Source organism: Micromonospora sp. bgisy143 (assembly GCF_057708145.1).
In genome coordinates, this window is record NZ_JBYIRN010000001.1 from 56,739 (window position 1) to 81,567 (window position 24,829).

21 protein-coding genes are annotated in these 24,829 nt (G+C 73.1%); 11 read left to right on the plus strand and 10 right to left on the minus strand.

Annotation, left to right across the window (positions count from 1 at the left end):
• Positions 1-50: 50 nt before the first annotated feature.
• From AC3EN4_RS00265 to AC3EN4_RS00285, 5 genes are all read left to right on the plus strand, one after another.
• The gene (locus tag AC3EN4_RS00265; protein WP_435203968.1) at positions 51-1,301 is read left to right on the plus strand and encodes a cytochrome ubiquinol oxidase subunit I; all 1,251 of its coding nucleotides are present in this window, start codon (positions 51-53) and stop codon (positions 1,299-1,301) included.
• Between the two features lie 11 nt (positions 1,302-1,312).
• Positions 1,313-2,320, plus strand: a complete 1,008-nt coding sequence (locus tag AC3EN4_RS00270; RefSeq protein WP_435203969.1) for a cytochrome d ubiquinol oxidase subunit II — start codon at positions 1,313-1,315, stop codon at positions 2,318-2,320.
• Positions 2,317-3,993, plus strand: a complete 1,677-nt coding sequence (gene cydD / locus AC3EN4_RS00275) for a thiol reductant ABC exporter subunit CydD (RefSeq protein ID WP_435203970.1) — start codon at positions 2,317-2,319, stop codon at positions 3,991-3,993. The genes AC3EN4_RS00270 and cydD overlap by 4 nt, the downstream gene beginning before the upstream one ends.
• Positions 3,990-5,789, plus strand: coding sequence for a thiol reductant ABC exporter subunit CydC (gene cydC / locus AC3EN4_RS00280; protein ID WP_435203971.1), 1,800 nt, complete (start codon positions 3,990-3,992; stop codon positions 5,787-5,789). Before cydD ends, cydC begins: the two co-directional genes overlap by 4 nt.
• Before the next feature lie 67 nt (positions 5,790-5,856).
• The gene (locus AC3EN4_RS00285) at positions 5,857-6,534 is read left to right on the plus strand and encodes a permease prefix domain 1-containing protein (RefSeq protein ID WP_435203972.1); all 678 of its coding nucleotides are present in this window, start codon (positions 5,857-5,859) and stop codon (positions 6,532-6,534) included.
• A 9-nt stretch (positions 6,535-6,543) separates the two neighbouring features.
• On the opposite strand, the gene AC3EN4_RS00290 is transcribed toward AC3EN4_RS00285, so the two are convergent.
• Positions 6,544-6,876 carry a PadR family transcriptional regulator gene (locus tag AC3EN4_RS00290; RefSeq protein WP_422738254.1) on the minus strand — a complete coding sequence of 111 codons (333 nt, stop codon included), beginning with the start codon at positions 6,874-6,876 and terminating at the stop codon, positions 6,544-6,546.
• A 160-nt stretch (positions 6,877-7,036) separates the two neighbouring features.
• On the opposite strand from AC3EN4_RS00290, the gene AC3EN4_RS00295 reads away from it, so the two are divergent.
• Together AC3EN4_RS00295 and AC3EN4_RS00300 are read left to right on the plus strand one after the other, a co-directional pair.
• On the plus strand, positions 7,037-7,999 hold the full coding sequence (locus AC3EN4_RS00295; protein WP_435203973.1) for a DNA primase: 963 nt from the start codon (positions 7,037-7,039) through the stop codon (positions 7,997-7,999).
• Positions 8,000-8,038: 39 nt separating this feature from the next.
• On the plus strand, positions 8,039-10,444 hold the full coding sequence (locus tag AC3EN4_RS00300; RefSeq protein ID WP_435204374.1) for a transposase: 2,406 nt from the start codon (positions 8,039-8,041) through the stop codon (positions 10,442-10,444).
• A 289-nt stretch (positions 10,445-10,733) separates the two neighbouring features.
• Here the strand turns inward: AC3EN4_RS00300 and AC3EN4_RS00305 are convergent, their stop codons facing one another.
• From AC3EN4_RS00305 to AC3EN4_RS00320, 4 genes are all read right to left on the minus strand, one after another.
• The gene (locus AC3EN4_RS00305) at positions 10,734-11,327 is read right to left on the minus strand and encodes a GTP-binding protein (RefSeq protein ID WP_334628720.1); all 594 of its coding nucleotides are present in this window, start codon (positions 11,325-11,327) and stop codon (positions 10,734-10,736) included.
• A 1-nt stretch (position 11,328) separates the two neighbouring features.
• Positions 11,329-11,706 (minus strand): DUF742 domain-containing protein, encoded by a 378-nt coding sequence (locus AC3EN4_RS00310; RefSeq protein WP_357130437.1) that lies wholly within the window; start codon positions 11,704-11,706, stop codon positions 11,329-11,331.
• Positions 11,707-11,804: 98 nt separating this feature from the next.
• Positions 11,805-12,209, minus strand: coding sequence for a roadblock/LC7 domain-containing protein (locus AC3EN4_RS00315; RefSeq protein WP_007455462.1), 405 nt, complete (start codon positions 12,207-12,209; stop codon positions 11,805-11,807).
• Positions 12,206-15,814 (minus strand): sensor histidine kinase, encoded by a 3,609-nt coding sequence (locus AC3EN4_RS00320; RefSeq protein ID WP_435203974.1) that lies wholly within the window; start codon positions 15,812-15,814, stop codon positions 12,206-12,208. The genes AC3EN4_RS00315 and AC3EN4_RS00320 overlap by 4 nt, the downstream gene beginning before the upstream one ends.
• Before the next feature lie 502 nt (positions 15,815-16,316).
• On the opposite strand from AC3EN4_RS00320, the gene AC3EN4_RS00325 reads away from it, so the two are divergent.
• Complete coding sequence (locus tag AC3EN4_RS00325; protein ID WP_355048938.1) at positions 16,317-16,634, plus strand: hypothetical protein; 318 nt, start codon at positions 16,317-16,319, stop codon at positions 16,632-16,634.
• Between the two features lie 6 nt (positions 16,635-16,640).
• Here the strand turns inward: AC3EN4_RS00325 and AC3EN4_RS00330 are convergent, their stop codons facing one another.
• A complete protein-coding gene (locus AC3EN4_RS00330; RefSeq protein WP_422738249.1) occupies positions 16,641-17,714 on the minus strand; it encodes an adenosine deaminase in 1,074 nt (357 codons plus the stop codon).
• 93 nt (positions 17,715-17,807) lie between these two features.
• Here AC3EN4_RS00330 and AC3EN4_RS00335 point away from each other — a divergent pair, with 93 nt between their 5' ends.
• Positions 17,808-18,866, plus strand: coding sequence for a putative RNA methyltransferase (locus tag AC3EN4_RS00335; protein ID WP_435203975.1), 1,059 nt, complete (start codon positions 17,808-17,810; stop codon positions 18,864-18,866).
• 2 nt (positions 18,867-18,868) lie between these two features.
• On the opposite strand, the gene AC3EN4_RS00340 is transcribed toward AC3EN4_RS00335, so the two are convergent.
• The 3 genes from AC3EN4_RS00340 to AC3EN4_RS00350 form a co-directional block, all read right to left on the minus strand.
• Positions 18,869-19,549, minus strand: a complete 681-nt coding sequence (locus AC3EN4_RS00340; RefSeq protein WP_422738247.1) for a DUF4272 domain-containing protein — start codon at positions 19,547-19,549, stop codon at positions 18,869-18,871.
• A 91-nt stretch (positions 19,550-19,640) separates the two neighbouring features.
• Complete coding sequence (locus tag AC3EN4_RS00345; RefSeq protein ID WP_435204375.1) at positions 19,641-20,921, minus strand: thymidine phosphorylase; 1,281 nt, start codon at positions 20,919-20,921, stop codon at positions 19,641-19,643.
• A 135-nt stretch (positions 20,922-21,056) separates the two neighbouring features.
• A complete protein-coding gene (locus AC3EN4_RS00350) occupies positions 21,057-21,761 on the minus strand; it encodes a cytidine deaminase (protein WP_435203976.1) in 705 nt (234 codons plus the stop codon).
• 89 nt (positions 21,762-21,850) lie between these two features.
• Between AC3EN4_RS00350 and AC3EN4_RS00355 the strand changes: the two genes are divergently transcribed.
• Together AC3EN4_RS00355 and gap are read left to right on the plus strand one after the other, a co-directional pair.
• A complete protein-coding gene (locus tag AC3EN4_RS00355; RefSeq protein WP_435203977.1) occupies positions 21,851-22,444 on the plus strand; it encodes a TetR/AcrR family transcriptional regulator in 594 nt (197 codons plus the stop codon).
• Positions 22,445-22,448: 4 nt separating this feature from the next.
• A complete protein-coding gene (gene gap / locus AC3EN4_RS00360) occupies positions 22,449-23,459 on the plus strand; it encodes a type I glyceraldehyde-3-phosphate dehydrogenase (RefSeq protein ID WP_435203978.1) in 1,011 nt (336 codons plus the stop codon).
• Between the two features lie 89 nt (positions 23,460-23,548).
• On the opposite strand, the gene AC3EN4_RS00365 is transcribed toward gap, so the two are convergent.
• Positions 23,549-24,826 carry an ABC transporter permease gene (locus tag AC3EN4_RS00365; RefSeq protein ID WP_435203979.1) on the minus strand — a complete coding sequence of 426 codons (1,278 nt, stop codon included), beginning with the start codon at positions 24,824-24,826 and terminating at the stop codon, positions 23,549-23,551.
• Between the last annotated feature and the right edge of the window lie 3 nt (positions 24,827-24,829).

Sequence of the window (24,829 nt, forward strand, 5' to 3'; positions counted from 1 at the left end):
CGTGTAGTGTTGCTATGGCAAGGGAGCCAACAGCTAGGAAAGAGTCGGCCATGGACACGCTGCTCCTCGCTCGCCTCCAGTTCGCCACCACCACGTCGATCCACTTCCTGTTCGTGGTCGTCACGCTCGGGCTGGTCACCCTGCTGGTCGGCATGCAGACCGCCGGGGTGCTCACCGGCAATCCGAAGTGGGAGCGGCTGACCCGGTTCTGGGGCCAGCTCTACGTGATCAATTACGTGCTCGGCATCGCCACCGGCATCGTGATGGAGTTCCAGTTCGGGCTGAACTGGAGTGGCCTGTCGCGCTACGTCGGCAACGTCTTCGGCGCGCCGCTGGCGATCGAGACGCTTGTCGCGTTCTTCCTGGAGTCCACGTTCCTCGGCATGTGGATCTTCGGCTGGCACCGGCTCCGCAAGGGCGTCCACCTGGCGCTGCTCTGGGGCGTGGCGCTCACCGCGTACGCCTCAGCCTTCTGGATCATGGTGGCGAACTCCTGGCTGCAACACCCGGTCGGGTACGAGGTCCGCGACGGCATCGCCCACCTCACCGATTTCGGCGCGCTGCTCACCAACCCCAGCCTCGGCATGGCCTTCGGGCACGTGGTCTCCGCCGCGCTACTGGTCGGCGGGATGCTGATGGCGGCGGTCAGCGCCTGGCACCTGATCCGGCGTACGCCCGACTTCGCCCTCTTCCGTACCTCGCTGCGGATCGGACTGGTCACCTCGGCGCTGGCGATCACGCTGGTGCAGGGCTTCGGGTTCGCCCAGTTCGGGCCGGTCGGCGAGGTGCAGCCCACCAAGTTCGGTCAGGGGCCGGAGGCGCAGGCGTTGATCGCCGACTGGACCGCCCGGTTCGGCCCGGGCGACTACACCCCGCCGGTGCTGGCAAACGTCGGGCTCGGCTTCATGATCCTGATCGGCTTCACGCTCGGCTGCGTCTGGTTCCTGCTGCCGCTGCTCTTCCGGGACTGGATCATCCGGCTGCGCTTCCCGCTCTGGCTGATCCTGCTCGGCGCACCGCTGCCGTTCGTGGCGGTGATCCTCGGCTGGATCGCCCGGGAGGTCGGCCGCCAGCCCTGGGTGGCGTACGGGCTGCTCCCCACCGAACAGGCCGTCTCCGGCGTCGGCGCGCCGGTGATGCTCACCTCGCTGATCGGCTTCAGCCTGCTGCTGGGCACCCTCGCCGTCACCAACTGGGTGCTGCTCGCCCGGCACGCGGCCCGAGGCGCGGTCGACCCGGCGCTCGGCCGCCCGCCGGCACCACCCACCGAACCGGCCCAGCCGGAACCCGTGCTCGCCTGAGGAGATCACCCGTGGACCTCGCCTGGTACGCCCTGCTCGGCCTCTTCTTCGCCAGCTACCTGGTGCTCGCCGGCTACGACTACGGCGTCGGGTTGCTGCTCGCCCGGGGCGGCGCCCCGGGCGGACGGCGGGCCGCGCTCACCGCCCTCGGCCCGTTCTTCCTCGGCAACGAGGTCTGGCTGGTCGCCACCGTGGGCATCCTGTTCGGAGCGTTCCCGGTGCTGGAGGGGGAACTGCTCGCCGGCTGCTACCCGGCGGTCGCCGGTGCGCTGGTCGGGGTCGTCCTGGTCACCGCCGGGGTGCAACTGCGCAGCCGGCCGAGCGACGAGCGGGTCCGGGCCCGCTGGGACCGGGTCATCGTGGTCGGCAGCGCGCTCGCCGCGCTCGGCTGGGGTGTGCTGCTGGCCGCGCTGCTCCAGGGTGTGCCCCGCGCGGCCGACGGGCACGTCCTGGGCGTTTCGCACCTGGCCACCCCGTTCGCCGCCGCCGCCGGGCTGGCGATGCTCGCCCTGGTCGCGGTGCACGGTGCGACCTTCCTCACGCTGCGCCTGCCGGCCGACGCCGCCGCCGTGGCCGGGCGCACGGCCACCCGACTGGTGCCGGTGGCACTCTGCGCGGTCGCCCTGGCCACCGTCGTGGGCCTGCTCTCCGCACGGGTACGCGACGCCGTCCAGCGACCGGCGTTGGCCGTACTCCTGCCGGTGTTGCTGGTGGCGGCGCTGCTGGCGGCCCGCGCGGCGCTGGCGCGGCGGCGGCCGGGGTGGGCCCTGGTCGGCACCGGCGCGGCCCTGGCGCTGCCGGTGGCGCTGGTCGGCGCGGCCCTCTGGCCCTACGTGCTGGTCTCCACGGCGGACCCGGGCGCCTCGCTGACGGTGGCCGACGCCGCCGCCAGCGCGCCGACGTTGCGTCTGCTCGGCTGGGTGGCGCTGCCGCTGCTGCCGGCCCTACTAGGCTTCCAGGCGATGTGCTGGTGGGTTTTCCGGGGACGGACCGACGGTAGGGCACCGGTGTACTGGTGAGACGCCGTCCGTTCGACCCGCGTCTGCTGCGTCGGGTCCCTGCGGCCCGGCGCGACCTCGGCGTGCTCGCGCTCCTCGGCGTGGTCGCCGCCGTGTTGATCGTGGCGCAGGCCACGGCTCTGGCGGCGGTGCTGGCCACCGCCTTCGACGGGCGTCTGAACCGGCCGGCGCTCGCGGGTTTCGGGCTCGCGGTCGCCGCCCGCTCGGTGCTGGTCTGGGCGCAGGGCACGGTGTCCGCGCGGGTCGCCGCCACGGTCAAGGCCACCCTGCGGGCCGACCTGCTCGGCGCGGTCGGTCGGCACGGACCGGGTTGGGTGGCGGGGCAGCGGGCCGGCGAGCTGGCCACCCTGACCGGGCGGGGCCTGGACGCGCTGGACGCGTACTTCACCGGGTACCTGCCGCAGCTGGTGCTCAGCGTGACGGTGCCGGTGGCGGTGCTGGCGCGGATCGTGTTCGCGGACTGGAGCTCGGCGCTGATCATCGCGTTGACGCTGCCGCTGATCCCGGTCTTCGGCGCGCTGCTGGGCTGGCAGGCGCAGGCCGCCACCGAGCGGCAGTGGCGGCGGCTCGCCCTGCTGGGCGGGCACTTCCTGGACATGGTCGCCGGGCTGCCGACGCTGCGGGCGTTCGGCCGGGCCCGGGCGCAGACCGAGGTGGTCCGCCGGATGGCCGACGGGCACCGGGTCGCCACCATGAAGACGTTGCGGATCGCGTTCCTCTCCGCGCTGGTGCTGGAGCTGGTCGCCACCCTCTCGGTGGCGCTGGTCGCGGTGCCGGTCGGCATCCGGCTGCTCGGCGGCGGGCTGGCCCTGCACACCGCGCTGTTGATCCTGCTGCTCACCCCGGAGGCGTACCTGCCACTGCGGGCGGCCGGCAGCCGCTTCCACGCCAGCATGGAGGGGCTGACCGCGCTGGACGAGGCGCTCACCGTCTCGGCCGCGCCGGCCACCCCCCGCGCCGCCGAGGGCGCGGCCGTCCCCGACGGGCGCGGTGAGATCCACCTCGAGGCCGTGACCGTGGCGTACGAGCGGACCACCGCGCTGCGCGACGTGACCCTGACCATCCGGCCCGGCGAGCGGATCGCCGTCATCGGTCCCAGCGGCGCCGGCAAGAGCACCCTGCTCGGTCTGCTGCTCGGCTTAGTGACGCCGACCGCCGGCCGGATCACCGTGGACGGGGTCGACCTGGCCACCGCCGACCTGGACGCCTGGCGTCGACAGCTCGCCTGGGTGCCGCAGCGCGCCCACCTCTTCGCCGCCTCGCTGACCGACAACATCCGGCTCGGCGCGCCGGACACGCCAGCGGGGGCGGTCGCCACCGCGGTACGCGACGCGGCCCTGGACGACGTGGTCGCCGGCCTGCCCGACGGGCTGGACACGGTGCTCGGCGAGCGCGGCCACGGGCTGTCCAGCGGGCAGCGGCAGCGGGTCGCGCTGGCCCGGGCGTTCCTGCGGGACGCCCCGGTGGTGCTGCTCGACGAGCCCACCGCGCGGCTGGACACGGCCAGCGAGGCGGTGGTGCTCGACGCCACCCGCCGGCTGGTCGCGGGCCGGACCGCCCTGCTGGTCGCGCACCGGCCGGCGCTGCTGGCCGACGCGGACCGGGTCCTGCGCGTCGAGGACGGGCGGATCACCGAACTGACGCCCGAGCCGACCCCGAAGGTGACCCGATGAACACCGTGCCCGCACCGGTGGACCCCGCACCGAGCGCCGACGCGGAACCGACCGGGCGGGTCGCCGCCGAGCGTGCCGTCCTGCGGCTGGCCCGCCCGTACCTGGGTCGCCTGGCCGGCGCCGGGCTGCTCGCCGCCGCCACCGAGTTCGCCGGCCTCGCCCTGATGGCCACCGCGACGTGGCTGCTGATGAGCGCCGCCGGGCGACCCCCGCTGGACCGCCTCACGGTGGCGATCGTCGCGGTCCGGGCCCTCGCCATCAGCCGGGGCGTCTTCCGGTACGCCGAGCGGCTCGCCGGGCACGACGCCGTGCTGCGCATGATCACCGACGTCCGGGCTCGGGTCTTCGCCACCCTCGCGGCCCGCCGCCACACCCGGCACCGCTCGGGGGACGTGCTGAGCCGGCTGGTCTCCGACGTCGAGGCGGTCCAGGACCTGCTGCTGCGGGTCCTGGTGCCCGGTGCGGCGGCGGCCCTGGTCGGGGTGCTGGCGGTGGCCGGGGCGGCGCTGATCTCGCCGCCGGCCGCCGGGGTCCTCGCCGTCGGCCTGCTCGTCGCCGGTGTGGCGCTGCCCGCGCTGGCCACCGTGGTCACCCGACGTAGCGCGGCCGAGGTGGCGCCGCTGCGCGGCGCGCTGGCCACCGACGCGGTCGACCTCACCCACGGCGCCGCCGACCTGGCCGCGTTCGGGGCGACCGACGCCGCGCTGCGCGCCGCCGAGCAGCGGGCCGACCGGCTGGCCCGGCTGGAACGCCGACTGGCGGCCACCGGCTTCGCGGTGGACGCGGCCGGCGTGCTGGTCGCCGGGCTGACCGCCGCCGCCGTGGTGCTGGTGGCGTTGGCCGCCGACGTGCGGGGCGTCCTGGTCGGGGTGCTGGCCGTCGGCACCCTCGCTGCCGTGGAGGTGGCGCTGGCCCTGGTCTCGGCCGCCCGGCAGTGGACCCAGCTGCGGCCCGGCCTCGCCCGGGTCGCCGCCCTGCTCGACGCCGCCCCACCCGCGTACGCACCGCCGACCGCTGGGGCCGAGCCGTCCGGCCCGCACGACCTGCGCTTCGCCGAGGTGAGCGTGCGGTACCGGGCCGGCGCAGAGCCGGCGCTGGACCGGGTGAGCCTGGACCTGCCCGCCGGCCGGCGCATCGCCGTGGTCGGTCCGAGCGGCGCCGGCAAGAGCACCCTGGCCGCCGTGCTGACCGGTGCGGTCCACCCCACCGCCGGCCGCGTCACCCTGGCCGACCGCGACCTGTCCACGTACGGCGAGGAGGAACTGCCCCGGGTGGTGGGTGGGCTGCTCGCCGAGGCGTACGTCTTCCACGCCACCGTCCGGGAGAACCTGCTGCTCGGCCGGCCCGGGGCGAGCGAGGCCGAGCTGACCGGGGCGATGACGGCCGCCGGCCTGCTGGACTGGGTCAACGCTCAGCCGGCCGGCTGGGACACCCTGGTCGGCGAGGAGGGCGGCCAGCTCTCCGGCGGTCAGCGGCAGCGCCTCGCGCTCGCCCGCGCCCTGCTCGCCGCGCCGCCGGTGCTGGTGCTCGACGAACCCACCGAGGGACTGGACCCGGCCGCCGCGGACGCGGTGCTCGCCTCCGCACTCGCCGCCACCCCGGCCGGGCACTCGGTCCTGTTGATCAGTCACCGGCTCAGCGGGTTGGCCGGCCTGGACGAGATCGTGGTCCTGGACGGCGGTCGGGTGATCCAGCGCGGCCGGCACGCCGAGCTGGTCGCCACGTCCGGCTGGTACCGGGACCAGTGGCTGCTCCAGGCGGCGGCGGAGCGCGGGTACCTGGCGCTGACGCCCTGAGCCGTCTCGGGGACGGACCAGGGTTCTCCCCGACGTGGAGGCGTTCCGCCCGTGGCAGGGTGGTGCCATGCGGCATGCGGAGGACTTCCTGGTCGAGGAGCACCTGCGGGACCTGGAGTCCCGGTTGCAGGGCCCGGCACGGTTGAAGTCCGAGCTGTTGACCGAGGCGCGTCACGACCTGCTGGACGCCGTCGACGCGTACCGCGAGCGGGGTGTGCCGCCCACCGAGGCGCAGCGCCGGGCGGTGGCCGAGTTCGGCGCGCCGGCGCAGGTGCTGCCCTCCTGGCAGGCGGAGCTGGCGGTGGCCGCGTTGCGCGGCCTGGCCCTGCGGATGCTGGCCGTGGCCGGGTTGGCGGTGGCGGCCGGTGACCTGACGTGGCGGGGGTCGAGTTGGAGCGTGGGCGGCCCGCAGCCGCCCGCGGCCTACCGGCTGCTGTCCGCCTCGGTCGACTGGATCTGGTCCGGCGGGCTGCTGCTGGCGGTGACCGGCCTGCTGGTGATCTGGGCGGGTGCGCGGTCCACACGGCCGCACCTGGCGGTGGCGCAGCGGGCGGTGGGCATCGGCCTGACCGGCACCCTCCTGCTCGGCATGGTGGCCGGCGGCGCTCTCTTCGCCTGGTCGCTCGACCTGTGGGACGCGGCGCTGACCTGGCCGCCGATGATCGTCGGGATGGTGGTGGCCGGCGCGGCGTACTTCTCGCTGACCCGCGCGGCGCGCGGTTGGGTGCGGGCCACCGCCGGCTAGGGTCGCCGCTCAGGCGGGGGCGCTGCCGGGGTCGAGGAACCGGCCGACCGTCGCCGAGAACTCCTGCCAGCCGGCCCGCTCCCCGGCCAGGGCGCGGCGGCCGGAGTCGGTGAGCTGGTACGTCCGCCGCTCCCGACCGTTGACGGTGCTCCAACTGCTCGCCACATGCCCGGCCCGCTCCAGCCTGCGCAGCGCCGGATAGATGGTGCCGGTGGGCAGATCGAGGCTGCCGGCGCTGCGGGTCCGGAGGGACTCGATGATGGCGTAGCCGTGCAGCGCGCCCTGTTCGAGGACGGCGAGCAGAAGGGCGTCGAGGTGACCGTGCAGCGACTGGGCCTTCATGTGTAGCTACGCTACTTGTCCGACGGTCGGTCCGCCACCGTCGCGCACCCGCAGGTGCGAGGCGTTCCCCGGCCCGCCACCGGGGTGCGGGCTCCGGGCTTCCCGAGTCTCCGACTAGGGTATGTGCCCAGAGTCACTCGCCGGTCGGAGACCCCGGTGGGTGGGCAACCCGAAGCACACGGAGGTCAGCGTGGCCCGCCAGTCGCCCCAACGGCCCGACGCCGACGAGCCCGAGCTCGACGACACCACCGGCCCGGCCGAGCCAGACGAGGCCGACGAGGCCGACGACACGCCCCGCGCGGCGGTCGACAGGTCGCTCTGGGAAGAGCTGCGGATCGACCCGGTGGAGATCGCGCTGCCCGCGGGCACCGGCTTCACCCTGCGCGCGTACCGGCCGGCCAGCTCGCTGACCCCGACCGACGTGACCGAGCGCGACCAGGACGACCCGTTCCTCGCCCGCCGCCAGGTTATCGAGGAGGAGGACGACGAGACCGTCGTCATCCTCGACGAGGAGCTGGCCGAGGAGTTCGCCGACGCCGACGAGGAGGAGAAGTCCTCGCGCCGTCGCCGCGACGCGGACGCCGACGCCGACGCGACCGAGGACGAGGACGAGGACGCCACCGACGAGGCGGACGACGAGGAGGTGCCCGTCTTCCTCAGCCACCGGGGCAAGCTGCTGCTGTTCAAGACCCCCGAGTCGCTGGTCAGTTTCGTCCGTTCCGGCGCGCCCAACGATCTGTCCCAACTGGACAGCTGGAATGAATTGTCCGAACGGGTGGAGCCGGCCGACATCGTGCCGCTCGACGAGGACACCTACGAACTCGACCTCGTCGTGGAGAACCTGCGGGGCGGCCACGACACCTGGGATTCCACCCTGCTGATCGAGGCCGGCGAGGTCGCCCGCGATTTGTCGTACGCGTTGCGCCTGCCTGCGGTGCTGGACATGCTCTCCGCCGGCTCCAGCCTCGACAACCTGGACGAGGCGCTGCGCGCCACGGTCAACGGTGGCATCGGCGCTTTCATGGGCCGGCGGCGGCTGAAGAAGATCGGGGCACAAACCGCGAGTTTGGGTTGGCGCACCATTGTCGGCAAGATCTCTGCGGTGGTGGACTGGCGCGACTGACCCGTACCGGGGAGCATCAGTTGCTGGCAGTAGGAAGACCTGTCCCGGGAGGAGGACGACGCCGTGGCGCTCGTGCGCGTGTACTGCGGTCTGGCCTCGGCGGATCCGGCTGACCGACCGGCCTCGGCCGGCTCGACGCTGACGTCCGCTGTGGTCGACGACGCAGGCCGTCTGCTGCATGTCTGCGAGATCGGCGACGACGCTGCTGGCTACGCCCAGCTCGTCGCGCTGCTCGTGGAGCGGTCGGGCGGGCCGAGCGGTGCGGCCATCGCCGCCGACAGCGACGACCACACGGTCACCTCGCTGTTGAGCGCGGCGGGTCGACCCCTGGCGATCGCCGACGACGACTCGGTGGACGACTTCGCCGAGCGCTTCGCCGACGACGACTCCCTGGAGGAGATGCAGTCACCCCCGGCCGAGCGCCGGGCCGTCGGCCTGGCCCGCGCGTTGCAGGCCGGTGCGCTCTCCGCCGTCACCCTGCCGGCACCCCGGGACCTCGCCGGCTACAAGCAGGTGCTCGCCGCGCACGCCGCCCTGGCCAGCGGCCGGCACTCCGCCGCTGTGGCGCTGCGCGAGGTGCTGCGGGAGCTGTACCCGGCGGCGCTGCGCGCGTACCCGGATCCGGCCGAACCGGTGTCGCTGGCCGTGCTGGACGCGCTGCCCGAGCCGGGCATGCTCGGCGGCACCATCGCCCGTGGCCGGGAGGTCTCCGTCGCCGCGGACGCCATCGCCGCACACCTCGCCGCCGACGGGGTCGCCGACGCCGAGGAGATCAACGAAGCGGTCACCGCGCTGCGGGTCGCCATCTCGGAGACGCCCCGTCGCGCCGCCGTGAACCGGGCGCTCACCTCTGCCGTGGCCGAGACGGTCCGCCAGGCCGTCGCCTCCGTACGGGCCTGCGACGCGGGTTGCGAGGCGCTGGTCAGCGCGCTCAGCGCCCGCGTCAGCACTCCCGCGCCGGCCCCCGGCCGCCGGGCCGCCGCCCGACGCGGCGAGGCGGTCGGCGAACTGACCGGCCTCAGTGGCGCGAGCACCGGCACCGGCCTGCGCTCCGTCCGACCCAGCCCGACCCCCACCGAGCCCACTCCCGTCGGCGGCCGACGCAGCAGGCCGGAGCCCGCGCCGGGCAGCGCCCCCCTGGCATCGCCACGGCCACTCGGCCCGCCGCCGGTCGCGCCTGCTCCGGTCACCCCGCCACCGGTCGCGCCCGCACCCGTCGCACCGGCCGCCATGGCCGGTCCGCCGGTGTCCGCGCCGCCCGGCCGTGGCGAGCCGACCCCGAGCCGGATCGACGGCCCGACCAACCGACCGGTCTCGTCGCCCCCGCCCCCGCCGCCGGGGATCACCCCGATCGCGCCGACCCAGCGGGGCGCGGTGCCGCCGGCCGAGGCGGGTGAGCCGTTCCGGCCGACGCTGACCACCGCAGCCATCAACAGCGCCCGGGCCGAGCGGCAGCGTACGGTCATCCCGCCCCGCCCGAAGACCAACGGCGAACGGCAGGGCCAGCCGCAGCGGCCGTCGGTCCAGGACCCGCCCACCGGTGGCTTCAGCGTCACCGACCTCAGCATCCCGGTGCCCGCTCCCCGGCCGGAGCAGGAGTCCGCGCCGCCCGGGTCCCGGGCCAACTGGCCGCTGGTCAACAACCCGGAGGACCCGGCCGACAGCTCGCCGAACAACCCGGTCGCCTACCCGTACGGCGGCAACCGCGGCGTCGACGCCCCGACCGAGCCGGGTCGGGCCGACGGGCGGGTCACGCCGCCCTGGCTGGCCGACGACCTGCCCCAGGAACCGCCCATGCTGCGGCTGGTCGAACCGCCGCCGCTGGCCGACCGGGCGCTGCGCGAAGGGCTCAACCCGCCCACCGGCGAGTCCCGCCTGGACACTCCGCCGCTGCGGCTGGTCGACCGCGAGCAGGCCATCCGCAACGGCCGTACCGCTCCGCTCGTCGAGCGGGCCGCCGAGCACCGGCCGCCGCCCCCGGTCGAGCACCGGCCGCCGCCGGTCGCCGACGAGGGGGACGGTGACCTGCTGATCTTCGCGCAGGCCAAGTCCGCCTGGTTCGTCGGCCACGGCGACGACGAGTCCGACCTGGACTGGTCGACCACCGCCGACACCGGTTGGCAGGCCGCCGAGCAGGCCGCCCGCCCCGCGGTCGGCGCCGAGACCAACGCCGGTCTACCGAAGCGCGTTCCGCAGGCCAACCTGGTCCCGGGTTCCCCGCTGCGCGAGGAGCGTCCACTGCGGATCGTGCGGGACGCGGCGAGCCTGGCCGAGAACACCACCGGCTACTTCCGGGGCTGGCGTCGTGGTCAGGAGATCGGCGGGTTCGCGGTGGGCGGCCGTCCGGGCCGCGAGGCCGCCGGCGGTTGGGACTTCAGCCGCGACCACGGAGACCGCGACGACGACCGCGAGTACGAGTACCGGTCGGCCGGCTACCAGTCCTGAGCGCCTCGGTAGCGTCCGTTCCTCCTTCCGCCCCCATGCCCGCTCGGCTGGGGGCGGAAGTGCGTTCAGCGGCCAACTGAGCGGGCCGTGTCGTCACAGCGGCACTCGCGCGGCGCCGGCACGGCGGCACGGCGGCACTGCGGCGCCGGCACGGCGGCACGGCCTGCGGCGCAAAAAATCCTGGAAGGGCCTTCGAGGCCGTTCCAGGATTCTTGGTCGTGCGCGTGGCGGGGCAGCATCGTTCACCCGGTGGTGGCCGGAACCACCACCGGGTGCGGGAGCCTACCCGTCAGGCCGGGGCGACGGCGCGGGTACGCCGCATGGTGAGCACGTACTCGACGAGCGAGATCAGCACGTGCTTCGTCGACTCCCGGTTACGGGCGTCGCAGGCCACCACCGGCACGTCGCTCGAGATCGCCAAGGCGTCCCGGACGTCCTGCGGGTCGTGGTACTGCATCCCGTCGAAGCAGTTGATGGCCACCAGGTACGGCAGCCGCCGGTGCTCGAAGAAGTCGATCGCCGCGAAGCAGTCGGCCAGCCGGCGGGTGTCCACCAGCACGACCGCACCGATCGCACCCCGCACCAGTTCGTCCCACATGAACCAGAATCGGGTCTGACCCGGCGTACCGAACAGGTACAGGATCAGGTCACGGTCGATCGAGATCCGGCCGAAGTCCATGGCCACCGTGGTCGTCGTCTTGCCCGGCACCTGCCGGGTGTCGTCGACGCCCACGCCGGCCGAGGTCATGATGGCCTCGGTGGTCAGCGGCGTGATCTCCGAGACCGAGCCGACCAGCGTCGTCTTACCGACGCCGAATCCACCGGCGATAACGATCTTCGCCGACGTCACGCGCCCACTCGGGGTCGGTGGGCGGTGCGACATGTCAGAGCCTGCGAAGTCCACTCAGCACCCTCTCCAGCAGTTCAGTGCCCACCGCGTCGTCGGAGTCGTCCAGGATGGTCGGCTCGTGGACCGCGACCAGGCCGTCCGTCGCCATGTCGGCGATGAGCACCCGGGCCACACCGAGCGGCAGCTGCATCCGCGCCGCGATCTCGGCGAGCGATTGCACGCGTCCGTCACACAGCGCGGCAATGTACTGGTGTTCGCGGCCCTGGCCACCGCTGCCATTGGCAGTGGCCCGGCCGCGCACCGTCGTCTCGACGAGCGCCTCCAGCGCGATGTCGAGCCGGGGACGGGTTCGACCACGGGTCACGGCGTATGGACGGACCAACGCGCCGGTCGGTTCGTCACGATCGGCCATGTCGCCGCTCACCTCCTTCGCACCCCGTACCGGCTCCCACCGGTGGAACTCGTCGTTCTTGTCGTATCAGTTGCGCCGACCGCACGATCGGCGAGTCGTCAGCCCAGCATGCCCGCGGCCGCACGCGGCTGCGGGGTCAGGGCGTCGCCCACCCGGTCGACCAGTAGCGCCATCTCGTAGCCGACCTGCCCGACGTCGGAACTGCGGGCCGCCAGCACGGCGAAGGACGAACCATCCGAGATGGACATCAGGAACAGGAAGCCATTGTCCATCTCCACGACGGTCTGCAGCACCGCGCCTCCCTCGAAGCAGCGGGCCGCTCCCTGGGTCAGGCTGACCAGACCGGACGCGATCGCGGCGAGCTGGTCTGCCCGGTCCCGCGGCAGGTCCCGTGACGACGCGAGGAGCAGGCCGTCCGCCGAGACGGCGACCGCGTGTGCGACACCCGGCACCCGGTCGGCGAAGTTGGCCAGCAGCCAACCAAGATCCTGCGTAGTTGTCATCCTTCTTGCTCCTTCTGCCCGCTCCCGGCCGCTGGGCCTGAGCCAGACTGCGAGGATTGCTGCCCTCCCGGAGTCTCCTCCGGGCTGGTCGGGTTGTCCGAGGTGCTACGCCCTCGCTGCACGCCCCGGTGGTAGGCGGAGAGCAGGCCACGGACCGCCTCCGGGGAGCGCCGCTGGACCGAGGTGGCGGGCTTCTCCACCGCACCCGGCACCAGCTGCGCCATCGGCTTGCGCTTGGGCAGGCCGGTCGTGGTGGTCTCGTTCACCGGCACCGCGGTGGCCGCTGCCGAGGCGGCACGCCAGCCGTCGTCGGCGGCGGTCTGCCAGCCGTTGCTCTGCGGTTGGGGCCGGCGGTTCGGTAGGGCCTCGGCGAGGTCGGGGCGTGCCCCACCGTTCGCTGTCGACCCGTTGTCCCGCGGCGCTCCTCCGGCCGTCGGAGTGTCTGCCATCGGTGTGTTACCTGTCGTTCCGGGTGGTGTCTTGACTGCCCGACCGGTGGCATCGACCGTGGCGAACTGCTGGGTCGCGTCGGCGCCGTTCGTCGCCGGTGCGGCGGCGGCCTCCTCCGGACCCGGACGGCGGGTACGGAACCAGGCGGACTCGAGCTCCCGGAAGATCGGCAGCTCCATGGTCTCGTCCGCGTACCGCTGGCGGTTCTGGGCCTGCGGCTGCTGCGGCGCCGGGCGGGGCGACGACGCTGCCGGAGCCGGCGTCGCTGGTGCCGGAGACGCCTGCGGCGCGGGAGCCGGCGGCTGGGCCGCGGTGCTCGGTTGGGCCGCGGTGGTCGGCTGGTCGCCGGGGCGCGGCACCCGGGGCAGCTCCGTCGTCATGTCCAGGGCGGCGGCAAGCCGCTCGGGCACCGGCGGGGTCTGCGGGTCCCGCTCGCCGCCGGGCACGGGCGGCCAGGCCGGCGGCGCCGGGGTGCTGGGCGCCGGGGCGGGCGGGGCGGACCGGGGGGTGAAGCCGCTGAACGACTGGCCGGTGGCCGGCGGCGCCGAGTACGGCTGACCGGAGGCCGGGGAGGCCGAGACGGGCGACGCGGACACCGGCGGACCGGCGTACGGCTGACCGGAGGCGGGCGCGGCGGACACCGGGGGGCTGCCGTACGGCGCACCCGAGTAGGGCTGGCCGGAGTACGGCTGGCCGGACGCCGGCGAGGCCGAGACCGGGGCACCCGGGTAGGGCTGGGCGGAGACCGGCGGCGCCGAGTACGGCTGCGCCTCCGGGCTGCTGGGCAGCTGCCGGGGGATGCTCGGCTGCTGGCCGCCGTTCGGCTCGTCGCCGGCCCGACGCTGCGGCAGCGGGTCGATGGACTGCCCGTTGGACGTCCGGGGGGTGAACCCGTCGCCGCCGTTGACGCCGTTCGTCGCGCTCGCGCCGGTCAGGTCCGACCAGGCCGGCATCGAGCGGTACGCGCCGGTGTTGGCGGGCGTACCGGAACCGTTGCGCGACGCCGGGTCAAATGGCCGACCGCCGAGGGTGACCTGGTTGCCGGACTCGCCGGGGCGTGCCCCGTTGCCCAGCGCCGGCAGTGCGCCGAGGACCGGCGACGGCGCGGCGGACTGCGGTCCGGCGGCGGGCAGGGCCGGCGGCTGCTGGACCCGGCCGGAGAGCGCCCGGGGTACCAGCACCGAGGTGGGCAGGGTCACGTCGGCGACCGTGCCACGGTCGGAGCCGGGTCGCAGCTCGACGCGTACGCCGTGCCGCGAGGCCAGGCGGGCGACCACGACCAGGCCCATCATCCGGGAGACGGCCACGTCCACCTGGGGCGGCGTCGCGAGCTTGTCGTTGAGCTCGTGCAGCTGCTCGCGGCTGATGCCGATGCCGCGGTCCTCGACGTAGAGCGAGGCGCGGTCGCCGACCCGGCGGGCCTCGACCATGACCTGCGAGTCCGGCGGGGAGAACGCGGTGGCGTTGTCGAACAGCTCGGCCACGAGGTGCACGAGGTCGTTGACCGCGTGTGCGGCGACCTCGATGTCCCGGTCGATGACGCCGAACTCGATGCGGGTGTAGTGCTCGACCTCGGACTGCGCGGCGCGCAGCACGTCGATGAGCGCCGCCGGCTCACGCTGCACACGGGTGGAGTCGGCGCCCGCGAGCACGAGCAGGTTCTCGTCGTTGCGGCGCATCCGGGTGGCCAGGTGGTCGAGCTGGAACAGCTCGGCCAGCCGGTCCGGGTCCTCCTCGCCGCGCTCCAGCCGGTCGAGGTGCCCGATGAGGCGGTCGACCAGGATCTGCGAACGACGGGCCAGGTTGACGAACATGGTCGCGACGGAGGCGCGCAGCGCCGCCTGCTCGGCGGCCGTCCGGACGGCTTCCAGGTGGACGGCGTTGAACGCCTCGGTCACCTGGCCGAACTCGTCCTTGCTGCGGACCGGCAGCGGCTCGGCGATCTGGTTGGCCAACTGCACCGGGGAGAGCTGCCCGACGACCTGCGGGTCACGCAGTCGGGCCACCGCCTGCGGCAGGCCGTACTGGGCGACGGAGAGAGCGCCCTGGCGCAGCTCGCGCAGCGACCGGGCCATCGAGCGGGCCACCAGGTACGCGAAGAGGATGGCCAGCAGCAGCATGCTCAGCAGCAGGCCGGTCTCCAGGAACACCTGGCGCTGGACGTCCGACCGGATGCTGTCGGCCTCGGCGACCACGTCACCGTCGAGCTTCGTCTCGACGGCGCGGATCAGCTTGGCGTTGGCCGTCATGGCCGACTCCCACTGGTCCGGGCCGAACGGGGCGCCGCGCATGTCGCCGGTGGTGTTGCCGTCGATCCAGCCGATGTAGTTCTGCGCCTCGCGGCGGTCACCGCCGGCGACCGTCTGGTCGTGGAACTTCGCCTCGTCGGGGCTGGCCACCGCCTTGAAGCTCTGCAGCGCCTGCTGCTGGCCGGTGCCGCTGGCGATGTAGTCGGTGCGGAGCGCCGGGGTCAACCGTTGCCCGCCCTGCACGCCGAGCGCGCGGTGCACGACGACCCGGCGGAGCGAGAGGAATTCCTTCTCCCGGGCGACCGCCGCCGCGGCCCGCATCTTGTCGCTCAGCTCGTTGTTACCGGCGAGCTGGGTGGCGGAGTCGCGGATGGCGAGCAGGTCGTTGATCAGACCCTCGTACGCCTGGACGGCCTCGGCGAGCTTGAGCTTGCCGTTGAACACCTGGCTGCGGACGCCCGGCAGGTCCTTGAGGCTCTGGTCGATGCCGCCCAGCAGGCCCTCGAGGCTGCCCGGCAGGTCCTCCACGTCGCCCCGCTGCTGCCGGTACGGCGTCATCGTCTGGTCGACCCGGGTGTTCGCCCGGTTGTAGGCCTCCTGGTACTGCGCCTTCGGCTGGGTCCCGGTCGCCTGCAGCAGCAGGACGGCGGAGGTCCGCTCGTCCTGGAGCTTGTCGACCAGGTCACCCGAATAGCTCGACAGATTGGCCAGGTCGCCGGCCCGGTTGGCATTGTTGAGCGTCTCCAGGTGGTCGACGAGACCACTGGTACCCACGACGACCGTGGCGATGGTCGGCACGATCATGATGAGACCGAGCTTGGACCAGATCGGCATGTCCCGGAGTCGGCTGGCCGGCCGGCGCAGCCGCGACAGGAAGGAGCCCGCCGTCTTTGGCCGTTTGCTCACGTCACCGCCCTCGCGATTACAGCTTGAACGCGTTGCCCCGGGCAACGCCCAGCGACCGACCCGGCGGGTCGGACCCCCGAGATTCCATCACGCCGCCCGGCAAGAAGAAAGCCCAGGTTGTCACCCGCCGAAGGTGTGATGAGATGTTGATGCGATTTGATAGCAGTCCGTCTGGCCGGAGTAACTGAAGGTAATGGATCATCCCCATCGTGTTGTCCTGCTCGCCGGCCCCTCAGGCTCCGGAAAGTCGTACATAGCGCAGCAAACTGGTCTACCTGTGCTGTGCCTCGACGACTTCTACAAAGACGGCGATGACCCTACGTTGCCGCGACGAAACGGCCAGGTCGATTGGGAATCACCGCAGTCCTGGGACGCCTTGACGGCCGTCGAAACCATTGCGCAACTGGCCCGCGAGGGTCGAGCCGATGTGCCGGTTTATGCGATCGGCGCGGATCGACGGGTAGCCACCCGGCCATTTGATGTCGACGGATCGCCACTTTTCGTGGCCGAAGGGATTTTCGCCGCCGAGATCGTCGAGGAGTGCCGCCGGCGCGGGCTGCTCGCCGGGGCGTACGCGCTGCGTCGACCGCGCGGGGCGACGTTCCTGCGCCGGCTGGCCCGGGACCTGTCCGAGCAGCGCAAGGCGCCCCGGGTGCTGGTCCGGCGCGGCGTGGCCCTGCTGCGGGCCGAGCCAGAGGTGTTACGCCGGCAGACCGGGTTGGGCGCCGAGGCGGCCCGGGCCCGGGAGGTGCTGCGCCGGGTGGCCGGCCTGCTCGCCGGCCACCACACCCACCACCGACAGGACCACCCGCACGGCTGACGCGGATCAGGCCAGCAGCTTGGCGTACGCCGGCTTGATCACCTCGTCGATGATCCGCAGCCGCTCGTCGAACGGGATGAAGGCGCTCTTCATCGCGTTGATGGTGAACCACTGCAACTCACGCCAGCCGTAGCCGAAGGTCTCCACCAGCAGCGACATCTCCCGGGACATGGACGTGCCGCTCATCAGTCGGTTGTCGGTGTTGACGGTGGCCCGGAACCGCAGGTCCCGCAGCAGGCCGATCGGGTGCTCGGCGATCGAGGCCACGGCACCGGTCTGCACGTTCGACGACGGGCACAGCTCCAGCGGGATCCGCTTGTCCCGGACGTACGCGGCCAGCCGGCCGAGCGTGCCCTCCGGGCCGATGTCGTCCACGATCCGTACGCCGTGACCGAGCCGGTCCGCGCCGCACCACTGGATCGCCTGCCAGATGGACGGCAGCCCGAACGCCTCACCGGCGTGGATGGTGAAGTGGAAGTTCTCCCGCTGGAGGTATTCGAAGGCATCCAGGTGGCGGGTGGGCGGGAAGCCCGCCTCGGCGCCGGCGATGTCGAACCCGACCACGCCGGCGTCCCGGTGCCGCACGGCCAGCTCGGCGATCTCCTGCGAGCGGGCCGCGTGCCGCATGGCGGTGAGCAACGTGCCCACCCGGATGGTCAGACCGGCCTCGACAGCCTGGGCGGTCCCCTCGGCGAACCCGGCCAGCACGGCCTCGACCACCTCGTCCAGGGTCAGGTCCCGCTCCAGGTGCTGCTCGGGAGCGAAGCGGACCTCGGCGTAGACGACGCCGTCGGCGGCCAGGTCCAGCGCGCACTCGCGGGCCACCCGGCGCAGCGCCGGCCCGGTCTGCATGACCGCCACGGTGTGCGCGAACGTCTCCAGGTAGCGCTCCAGCGACCCCGAGTCGGCCGCCTCCACGAACCAGCGGCCGAGCGCCTCCGGGTCGGTGGTGGGCAGCTCGTGTCCCACCTCCGCCGCCAGCTCGACGATCGTCGCCGGGCGGAGCCCACCGTCGAGATGATCGTGCAGCAGCGCCTTCGGGACCTTGACGATGTCCTCGTACCGGATAGTTGCGACCATGCTCAGACCCTAGTCAGCGGCCCTGGGCGGCCGGAGCGGGGCGGCTCGTTAGGCTGCCCGGTATGCGCGCATCAGACACGTTGGCGGCCTGACGTGGACCCGCGCATCCTCGACCGGCTGAGCTGCCCGGTCTGCGGCGAACCGCTCGCCGAGACGACCGCCGGCACTGCCCGCGCGCTGCGCTGTCCGCGCCGGCACACCTTCGACGTCGCGCGTCAGGGCTACGTGAACCTGCTCACCGGTCGGTCACCGCACGCCGGAGACAGCGCCGAGATGGTCGCCGCGCGCGCGGAGTTCCAGGCCGCCGGCCACTACGACATCATCTCGGCCGCGCTCGCCGCCGCCAGCACGGAGGCGGTCGCGCGGCTTCGCGCCACGCCCACCGCACCCCCTCCCGCCGCCCCGCCGGAGACAGCCCCGCGACCGGGCGCGACGCCCCCCGCACCCCCTGCTGCCGCCCTTTGCTCTGCTTACACCGACGCAACACTTTCCGCACCGCACTGTCGCGTGGAGGTAAGCAGAGCAAAGGACGCAACATCGGGGGTACGGGCCGGAGCGCCGATCGCGGGCTCTGATGCGTACCCCCTGGTGGTGGACGTCGGCGCGGGCACGGGCCGCTACCTCGGCGCGGTGCTGGCGGCGCTGCCGGACGCCGTGGGTCTGGCCCTGGACGTCTCCAAGCCGGCGCTGCGGCGAGCGGCGCGGGCGCACCCCCGGGCGGCCGCGGCGCTGGCCGACACCTGGCAGCGGTTGCCGCTGGCCGACGGCGCGGCGGCCGTGCTGCTGAACGTCTTCGCGCCGCGCAACGGCCCGGAGTTCCACCGGGTGCTCGACCGCGAGGGCACGCTGCTGGTGGTGACACCGGCCGCCGAGCACCTGACCGAACTGGTGGACGCCCTGCGCCTGCTGCGGGTCGACCCGGACAAGGCCGACCGGGTGACCGCCACGCTTGGCGGTCACTTCGCGCCGATTGGCTCGACGGTGCACCGCGCGGAGCTGACCCTGACCCGACCGGAGGTCGCCACGCTGGTCGGGATGGGTCCGAGCGCCTGGCACACCGAACCGGCCGTGCTCGCCGAACGGCTGGCCGCGCTGCCCGAGCCCGTCCGGGTGTCGGTGGCGGTCCGGCTGGACGCCTACCGACCCCGCTGACCTCAGGTGGAGAGGTCGACCTCTTCCCAGCCGGGCGGTTCGTCGTGGTACGGCCCGCGCAGGATCACCGCCCACTCCAGGGCCCAGCGCCGCTGCCCGATCGCGTTGGCGTCGACCAGGCCCGGCAGCGGGCGGCCCATCCGCTCGGACTCCAGGTACGCCCAGTCCAGGCAGTAGTGCAGGTCGAGCAGGGCCGCCGCGTCGGCGGGATGTTGCGGCGCGGCGAGGATGCGGGACTGCCAGTTCCCGAAGGTCTCCCCCTCGGCGATGTGCGGCAGCCGCTCGACCAGCCGCTCGTCCACCGACAGGGTCGGGTCGAGCTGCTTGCTCAACCCCAGCACCCAGGTGAGCGCGAAGAGCGCGTCGTGGTGCAGCACGAACGAGCGGTGGTCGCCCTTGCCGCCCATCACGAACTGCCACTCCGGGGGGGTGACCATCTCGACCAGGTGCGAGCCGAGCAGCCAGCTCATCGCCGCCTGCGGAGGCATCCCGAAGCAGCGGGCCAGGATGAGGTGCAGCACGGCGATGCGCGCCTCGATCTCGGCCCGGGGGCGCAGCTCGATCTCGTCGCCCGGCTCCCACACGAGCGGGAACTGGGCGGGCGGCAGCGGCAGGTCGAGCCGGGACAACTCGTCCAGGCTCGCCTCACGCACCTCGCGGGGGTCGGGGGCAGGTACGGTCACGGGGCAACTTCCTGTCTGCACGCGACGCCTTTGGCCTGCGACAATAGCGCTCCCAGGGGACCGGCACCACGCCACCCCGACCCCTGTTCGGTCAGCCGATCCGCTCGATGACCAGGGGCGTGCCGGCCGGCGCGGCCGGTGCAATCTGCACCGCGCGAGTTGCCTCCGCCAGAGCCGCCGGAATTCGCGCCGGGTCCTCGGCACGGAGCTCGAAAAGCGGGTCGCCCGCCCGCACCGCGTCACCCGGCCGCTTGTGCAACACCACCCCGGCCGGCACGCTGACCGGGTCCTCCTTGCGGGCCCGGCCCGCGCCGAGCCGCCAGGCCGCAACCCCCATGTCGTACGCGTCGACGGCCGCCACGTATCCGTCCCGGTCGGCCCGGACCACCTCGACCTCGCCGGCGGTCGGCATCGGCGCGTCCGGGTCGCCGCCCTGCGCCCGGATCATCGTCCGCCAGGAGTCCATCGCCCGGCCGTCGCGCAGGGCGGCCTCCGGGTCGGCGTCCGGCAGGCCGGCGGCGTCGAGCATCTCCCGGGCCAGCGCGAGGGTCAGCTCCACCACGTCGGCGGGCCCACCACCGGCCAGCACCTCGACCGACTCGGTCACCTCGACGGCGTTGCCGATGGCCAGGCCGAGCGGGGTCGACATGTCGGTGAGCAGGGCGACCGTGCGGACGCCGTGCGCGCCGCCCAGCTCCACCATGGTGCGGGCCAGCTCGCGGGCCTGGTCGACGGACTTCATGAAGGCGCCCGAGCCGACCTTGACGTCGAGGACCAGCGCCCCGGTGCCCTCGGCGATCTTCTTGCTCATGATCGAGCTGGCGATCAACGGGATCGCCTCTACGGTGCCGGTCACGTCGCGCAGCGCGTACAGCTTGCGGTCGGCGGGGGCGAGTCCCGCACCGGCCGCGCAGATCACCGCGCCGACCTCGCCGAGCTGGCTGATGAACTCGTCGTTGGTCAGCGCCGCCCGCCAGCCCGGGATGGACTCCAGCTTGTCCAGCGTGCCGCCAGTGTGCCCGAGACCGCGCCCGCTGAGCTGGGGAACGGCGGCGCCGCAGGCGGCGACCAGCGGAGTGAGCGGCAGCGTGATCTTGTCACCGACGCCACCGGTCGAGTGCTTGTCGACGGTGGGACGCCGTACCGCCGAGAGGTCGAGCCGCTCACCGCTGGCGATCATCGCGGCTGTCCACCTGGCGATCTCCGGGCCGGTCATGCCGTTGAGCAGGATGGCCATGGCCAGCGCCGACATCTGCTCGTCGGCGACGACCCCCCGGGTGTACGCGTCCATCACCCAGTCGATCTGCGCGTCCGACAGCACCCCCCCGTCCCGCTTAACACGAATAACATCAACAGCCGCAAAACCCATCAGATGATCTTTCCCTCGTCTGTTGCAGATCCCGACCCACGCCCGGTGACCAGGTCAGGGATTGGGCCGACCGTGCCCGGCGGAGGGATCAAGCCTGACCGCCCGGAGCCGGGCACGGTCGGCCCAATCCCCCAAAGCTCAACCCCAACGAACCGGGATCTCCAGAGGCGGCTCCCCCTCGCCGGCCCAGAAGATCGTGCCGGTCTCGTCCACCACGACGACCCGGGGCGTCCGGGCCATTCCCCAGGTGATCGCCTCGGCGGGGTCGTCCCAGCTGGGCGCTTCCTCCAGCACACCGGTCTCGGCGCCCGCGTCGTCCCCGGCCGAGCGCTCCCAGTACGCCGTCCAGACCTGCTGCCCGGCGGACAGGTCCGGGTGCACGAAGACGGTGCCGCGGCCCCGCCAGGCGGCCAGCCGCTCCGGGACGACCGGTACCGGCGTCTCACCGGTGACCGCCTCCAAATCCTCCACGCCGAAGGCGTGCGGCAGCAGCTCGGCCATCCGCAGCGGGCGGGTCTTCGACTCGATCAGGCACTCCGGACCGCCGTGCTCCCAGAGCAGTTGCCGGCACCGGCCGCACGGCATCAGCGGCTCACCGGTGGCGTCGACGCAGGAGAGCGCGACGAGTCGACCGCCACCGGTGGCGTGCAGGCTGGACACCACCCCGCACTCGGCGCAGAGCGTCACCCCGTACGCGGCGTTCTCCACGTTGCAGCCGACGACCACGCGACCGTCGTCGACAAGCGCGGCGGCGCCGACGGGAAAGGTCGAGTACGGCGCGTACGCGTGCCGCATCGCCTCGGTGGCGGCAGCGCGCAGCCGCGCCCAGTCAATGTCGGTCATGCCGCCATTCTGCCCAAGCAGCCCAGGTCAGGCGCGGGCAGGGCGGGGTCCACGGGCACTCTGTACCTACTGGTATGTACAGTGACGCCATGGACTCGCGACAACTACTGGTCGACACGATGAGCGAGCTCATGTGGGAGCGCGGCTACGCCGACACCAGCCCGCGTGACGTTCGCGAACGGTCCGGCGTGGGCCAGGGCAGCATGTACCACCACTTCCCGACCAAGCGGGATCTCGCGCTCGCCGCCCTCGAGCGCAACGTCGCCGATCTGCTGCCGGCCGCGTCCGGACTCGACGCTCCGGGCGACCCGATGGCTCGGATCGAGGCACACCTGATGCGTCCCCTGGACGCCCTCAAGGGCTGCAAGGTCGGCCGGATGACCCAGGACCCGCAGGTCCGCGAGGATCCGGTTCTGCTCGCCCCGGTGTCACGCGCGTTCGCCCAGGTCCGCGTCAGCTGGGCCAGGGTGCTGCGAGAGGCCATCGCAGCGGGCGAGCTGCGGGACGACCTCGACCCGGAGCAGCTCGCCAACACCCTCATGGCGGTCCTACAGGGCGGCTATGTGCTCGCGATCGCCCAGCAGGACCCGGGACCGTTCGACGATGCCCGCGCCGGCGCTCTCGCCCTGCTCCGGGCGGCGGCACCAGCCGGGTCCGACCACGAGAACAACAGGAGGAACTGAAGCCATGACGGTACGCATCGGCATCAACGGGTTCGGCCGGATCGGGCGCACCTACCTGCGCGCGGCCCTGGCGAACAACGCCGACGTCGAGGTGGTCGCGGTGAACGACCTCACCGATGCCCGCACGCTGGCCACCCTGCTCGAATGGGACTCGGTCTCCGGCCACCTGGACGGCGTCGCCTTCGACGGCGACGCGATCGCCGTTCGGGGCACCCGCATGAAGGTCTTCGCGCAGTCCGACCCGACCACCATCGCCTGGGGTGACCTCGGCGTCGACGTCGTGATCGAGTCCACCGGGCATTTCACGAACCGCGACGCCGCGGCGGCCCACCTCAAGGGCGGCGCGAGGAAGGTCATCATCTCGGCGCCGGCCAAGGGGGACGTGCCCACGTTCGTCCTCGGGGTGAATGACGACCGGCTCGACCCGGACAGCCACGACGTCTTCTCCAACGGCTCCTGCACCACGAACTCGCTGGCACCCTTGGCGAAGGTGCTCAACGACTCGTTCGGCATCGAGTCGGGCCTGATGACGACGGTCCACGCCTACACGGGCGACCAGCGGCTCCACGATGCGCCACACTCCGACCTGCGCCGCGCCCGCGCGGCGGCCGTCTCGACCATCCCGACGTCGTCGGGCGCGGCGAAGGCGATCGGCAAGGTCATCCCGGAGCTCGACGGGCGTCTCACCGGTGCCGCGCTGCGCGTACCTGTCGCGACGGGCTCGATCACCGACCTCACCGTGGTCCTGCGCCGGAGCGCCGACGTCCAGGACGTCAACGCGGCGTTCCGCGAGGCGGCCGCATCCGAAGGGCTGCGGCGCTACCTGCAGTACTCGGAGGCGCCGCTGGTCTCGGCGGACATCGTCGGCAACCCCTACTCGTCGATCTTCGACGCGCCGCTGACCGAGGTCGTCGGCAACCAGGCCAAGGTGTTCGGCTGGTACGACAACGAGTGGGGCTTCTCCAACCGCCTCGTGGAGTTCTCCGAGCGGATCGGCGCGACTTCGGCGGCCTGACGCCGAGGGCCACCACGGCGTACCCGGGTGGGCTCGGCGAAGCGAGCGCGGTGCCCGGCGGGATGTCCCGCCGAGCACGCCTGCTGCTGTCAGCCCTTGATGTACGGCTTGCCGTCGGCGGCCGGCGCCCGAACCCGGCCGACCAGACCGGCCACCGCCAGGATGGTCGCCAGGTACGGCAGCATGGCCAGGAACTGGCTGGGGATCGAGCTGTTGATCGCGCTCAGGTAGGTGGCGAGCTGGTCCGCGAAGCCGAAGAAGAGCGCGGCGAGCAGCGCCCCCGTCGGGTTCCACCGGCCGAAGATCAGCGCGGCCAGCGCGATGAAGCCCTTACCGCCGATCATGTTCTTGGTGAACGAGTAGAGCGCCAGCGTGTAGGAGGCGCCACCGATACCCGCGACCACGCCGGCCAGCAGCACGTTGCGGTACCGCACCCGCAGCACCTTGACGCCGAGCGTGTCGGCGGCGATCGGGTGCTCGCCCACCGATCGGGTCCGCAGCCCCCACCGGGTCCGGAACAACCCGATGTGGATCACCAGCACCAGCAGCAGGCCGAGGTAGAGGAAGATGTTGCCCCGGAACAGCGCCGGACCGAGCACCGGGATGTCCTTCAGCAACGGGATCTCCCAGTTGCTGAAGCGCGGCGCGCTGTTGTACCGCTCCGCGTCGGTCTGCATCAGCCGCTCGTAGAGGAAGCCGGTCACGCCGACCGCGAGCAGGTTCAGCACGATGCCCATGACGACCTGGTCCACCAGGTAGCGGATGGCGAAGACGGCCAGCAGCAGCGAGATGAACGCGCCACCGATGGCGGCGGCGACCAGACCCACCCAGACGCTGCCGGAGAGGCTGCCGAACAGGGCGCCGCTGAACGCGCCCATCAGCAACTGCCCCTCGATGGCCACGTTGACCACACCGGACCGCTCGCAGAGCACACCGGCGAGCGCGCCGAAGATCAACGGCAGCGCCAGGATGAAGGTGCCCCGGATGATGTTGACCAGCGGCATGAAGTTCTGCCCGGTCGGCGCGGCGGAGACCTGCCAGCAGAGGAAGGAGAGCACGAAGGCCACCAGCCCGACGCCGAGCACCGGCAGGAACCAACGCTTCGGCACTCCGGCGAGCAGCCCCGCCCCGGCGGCGATCGCGATGACCCCGAACAGGATCGCGCCGATCGTGCCGTTGATCTCCAGCGCGGCGCCGGCCGCGTCGTCGCTGAGCGTGAACCGGGCCTGCTGGTCGGTGGCGAGCGCCCCGAACAGCACCGCCGCCAGCAACCCGAGCGCCGTGAGCGTGAGGCCGGCCTTGCGGGTCCGGGTCCAGAAACCCTCGTCGACGCCGACCGCGACGTCGGGGACAGCCATGGTGGACATGCG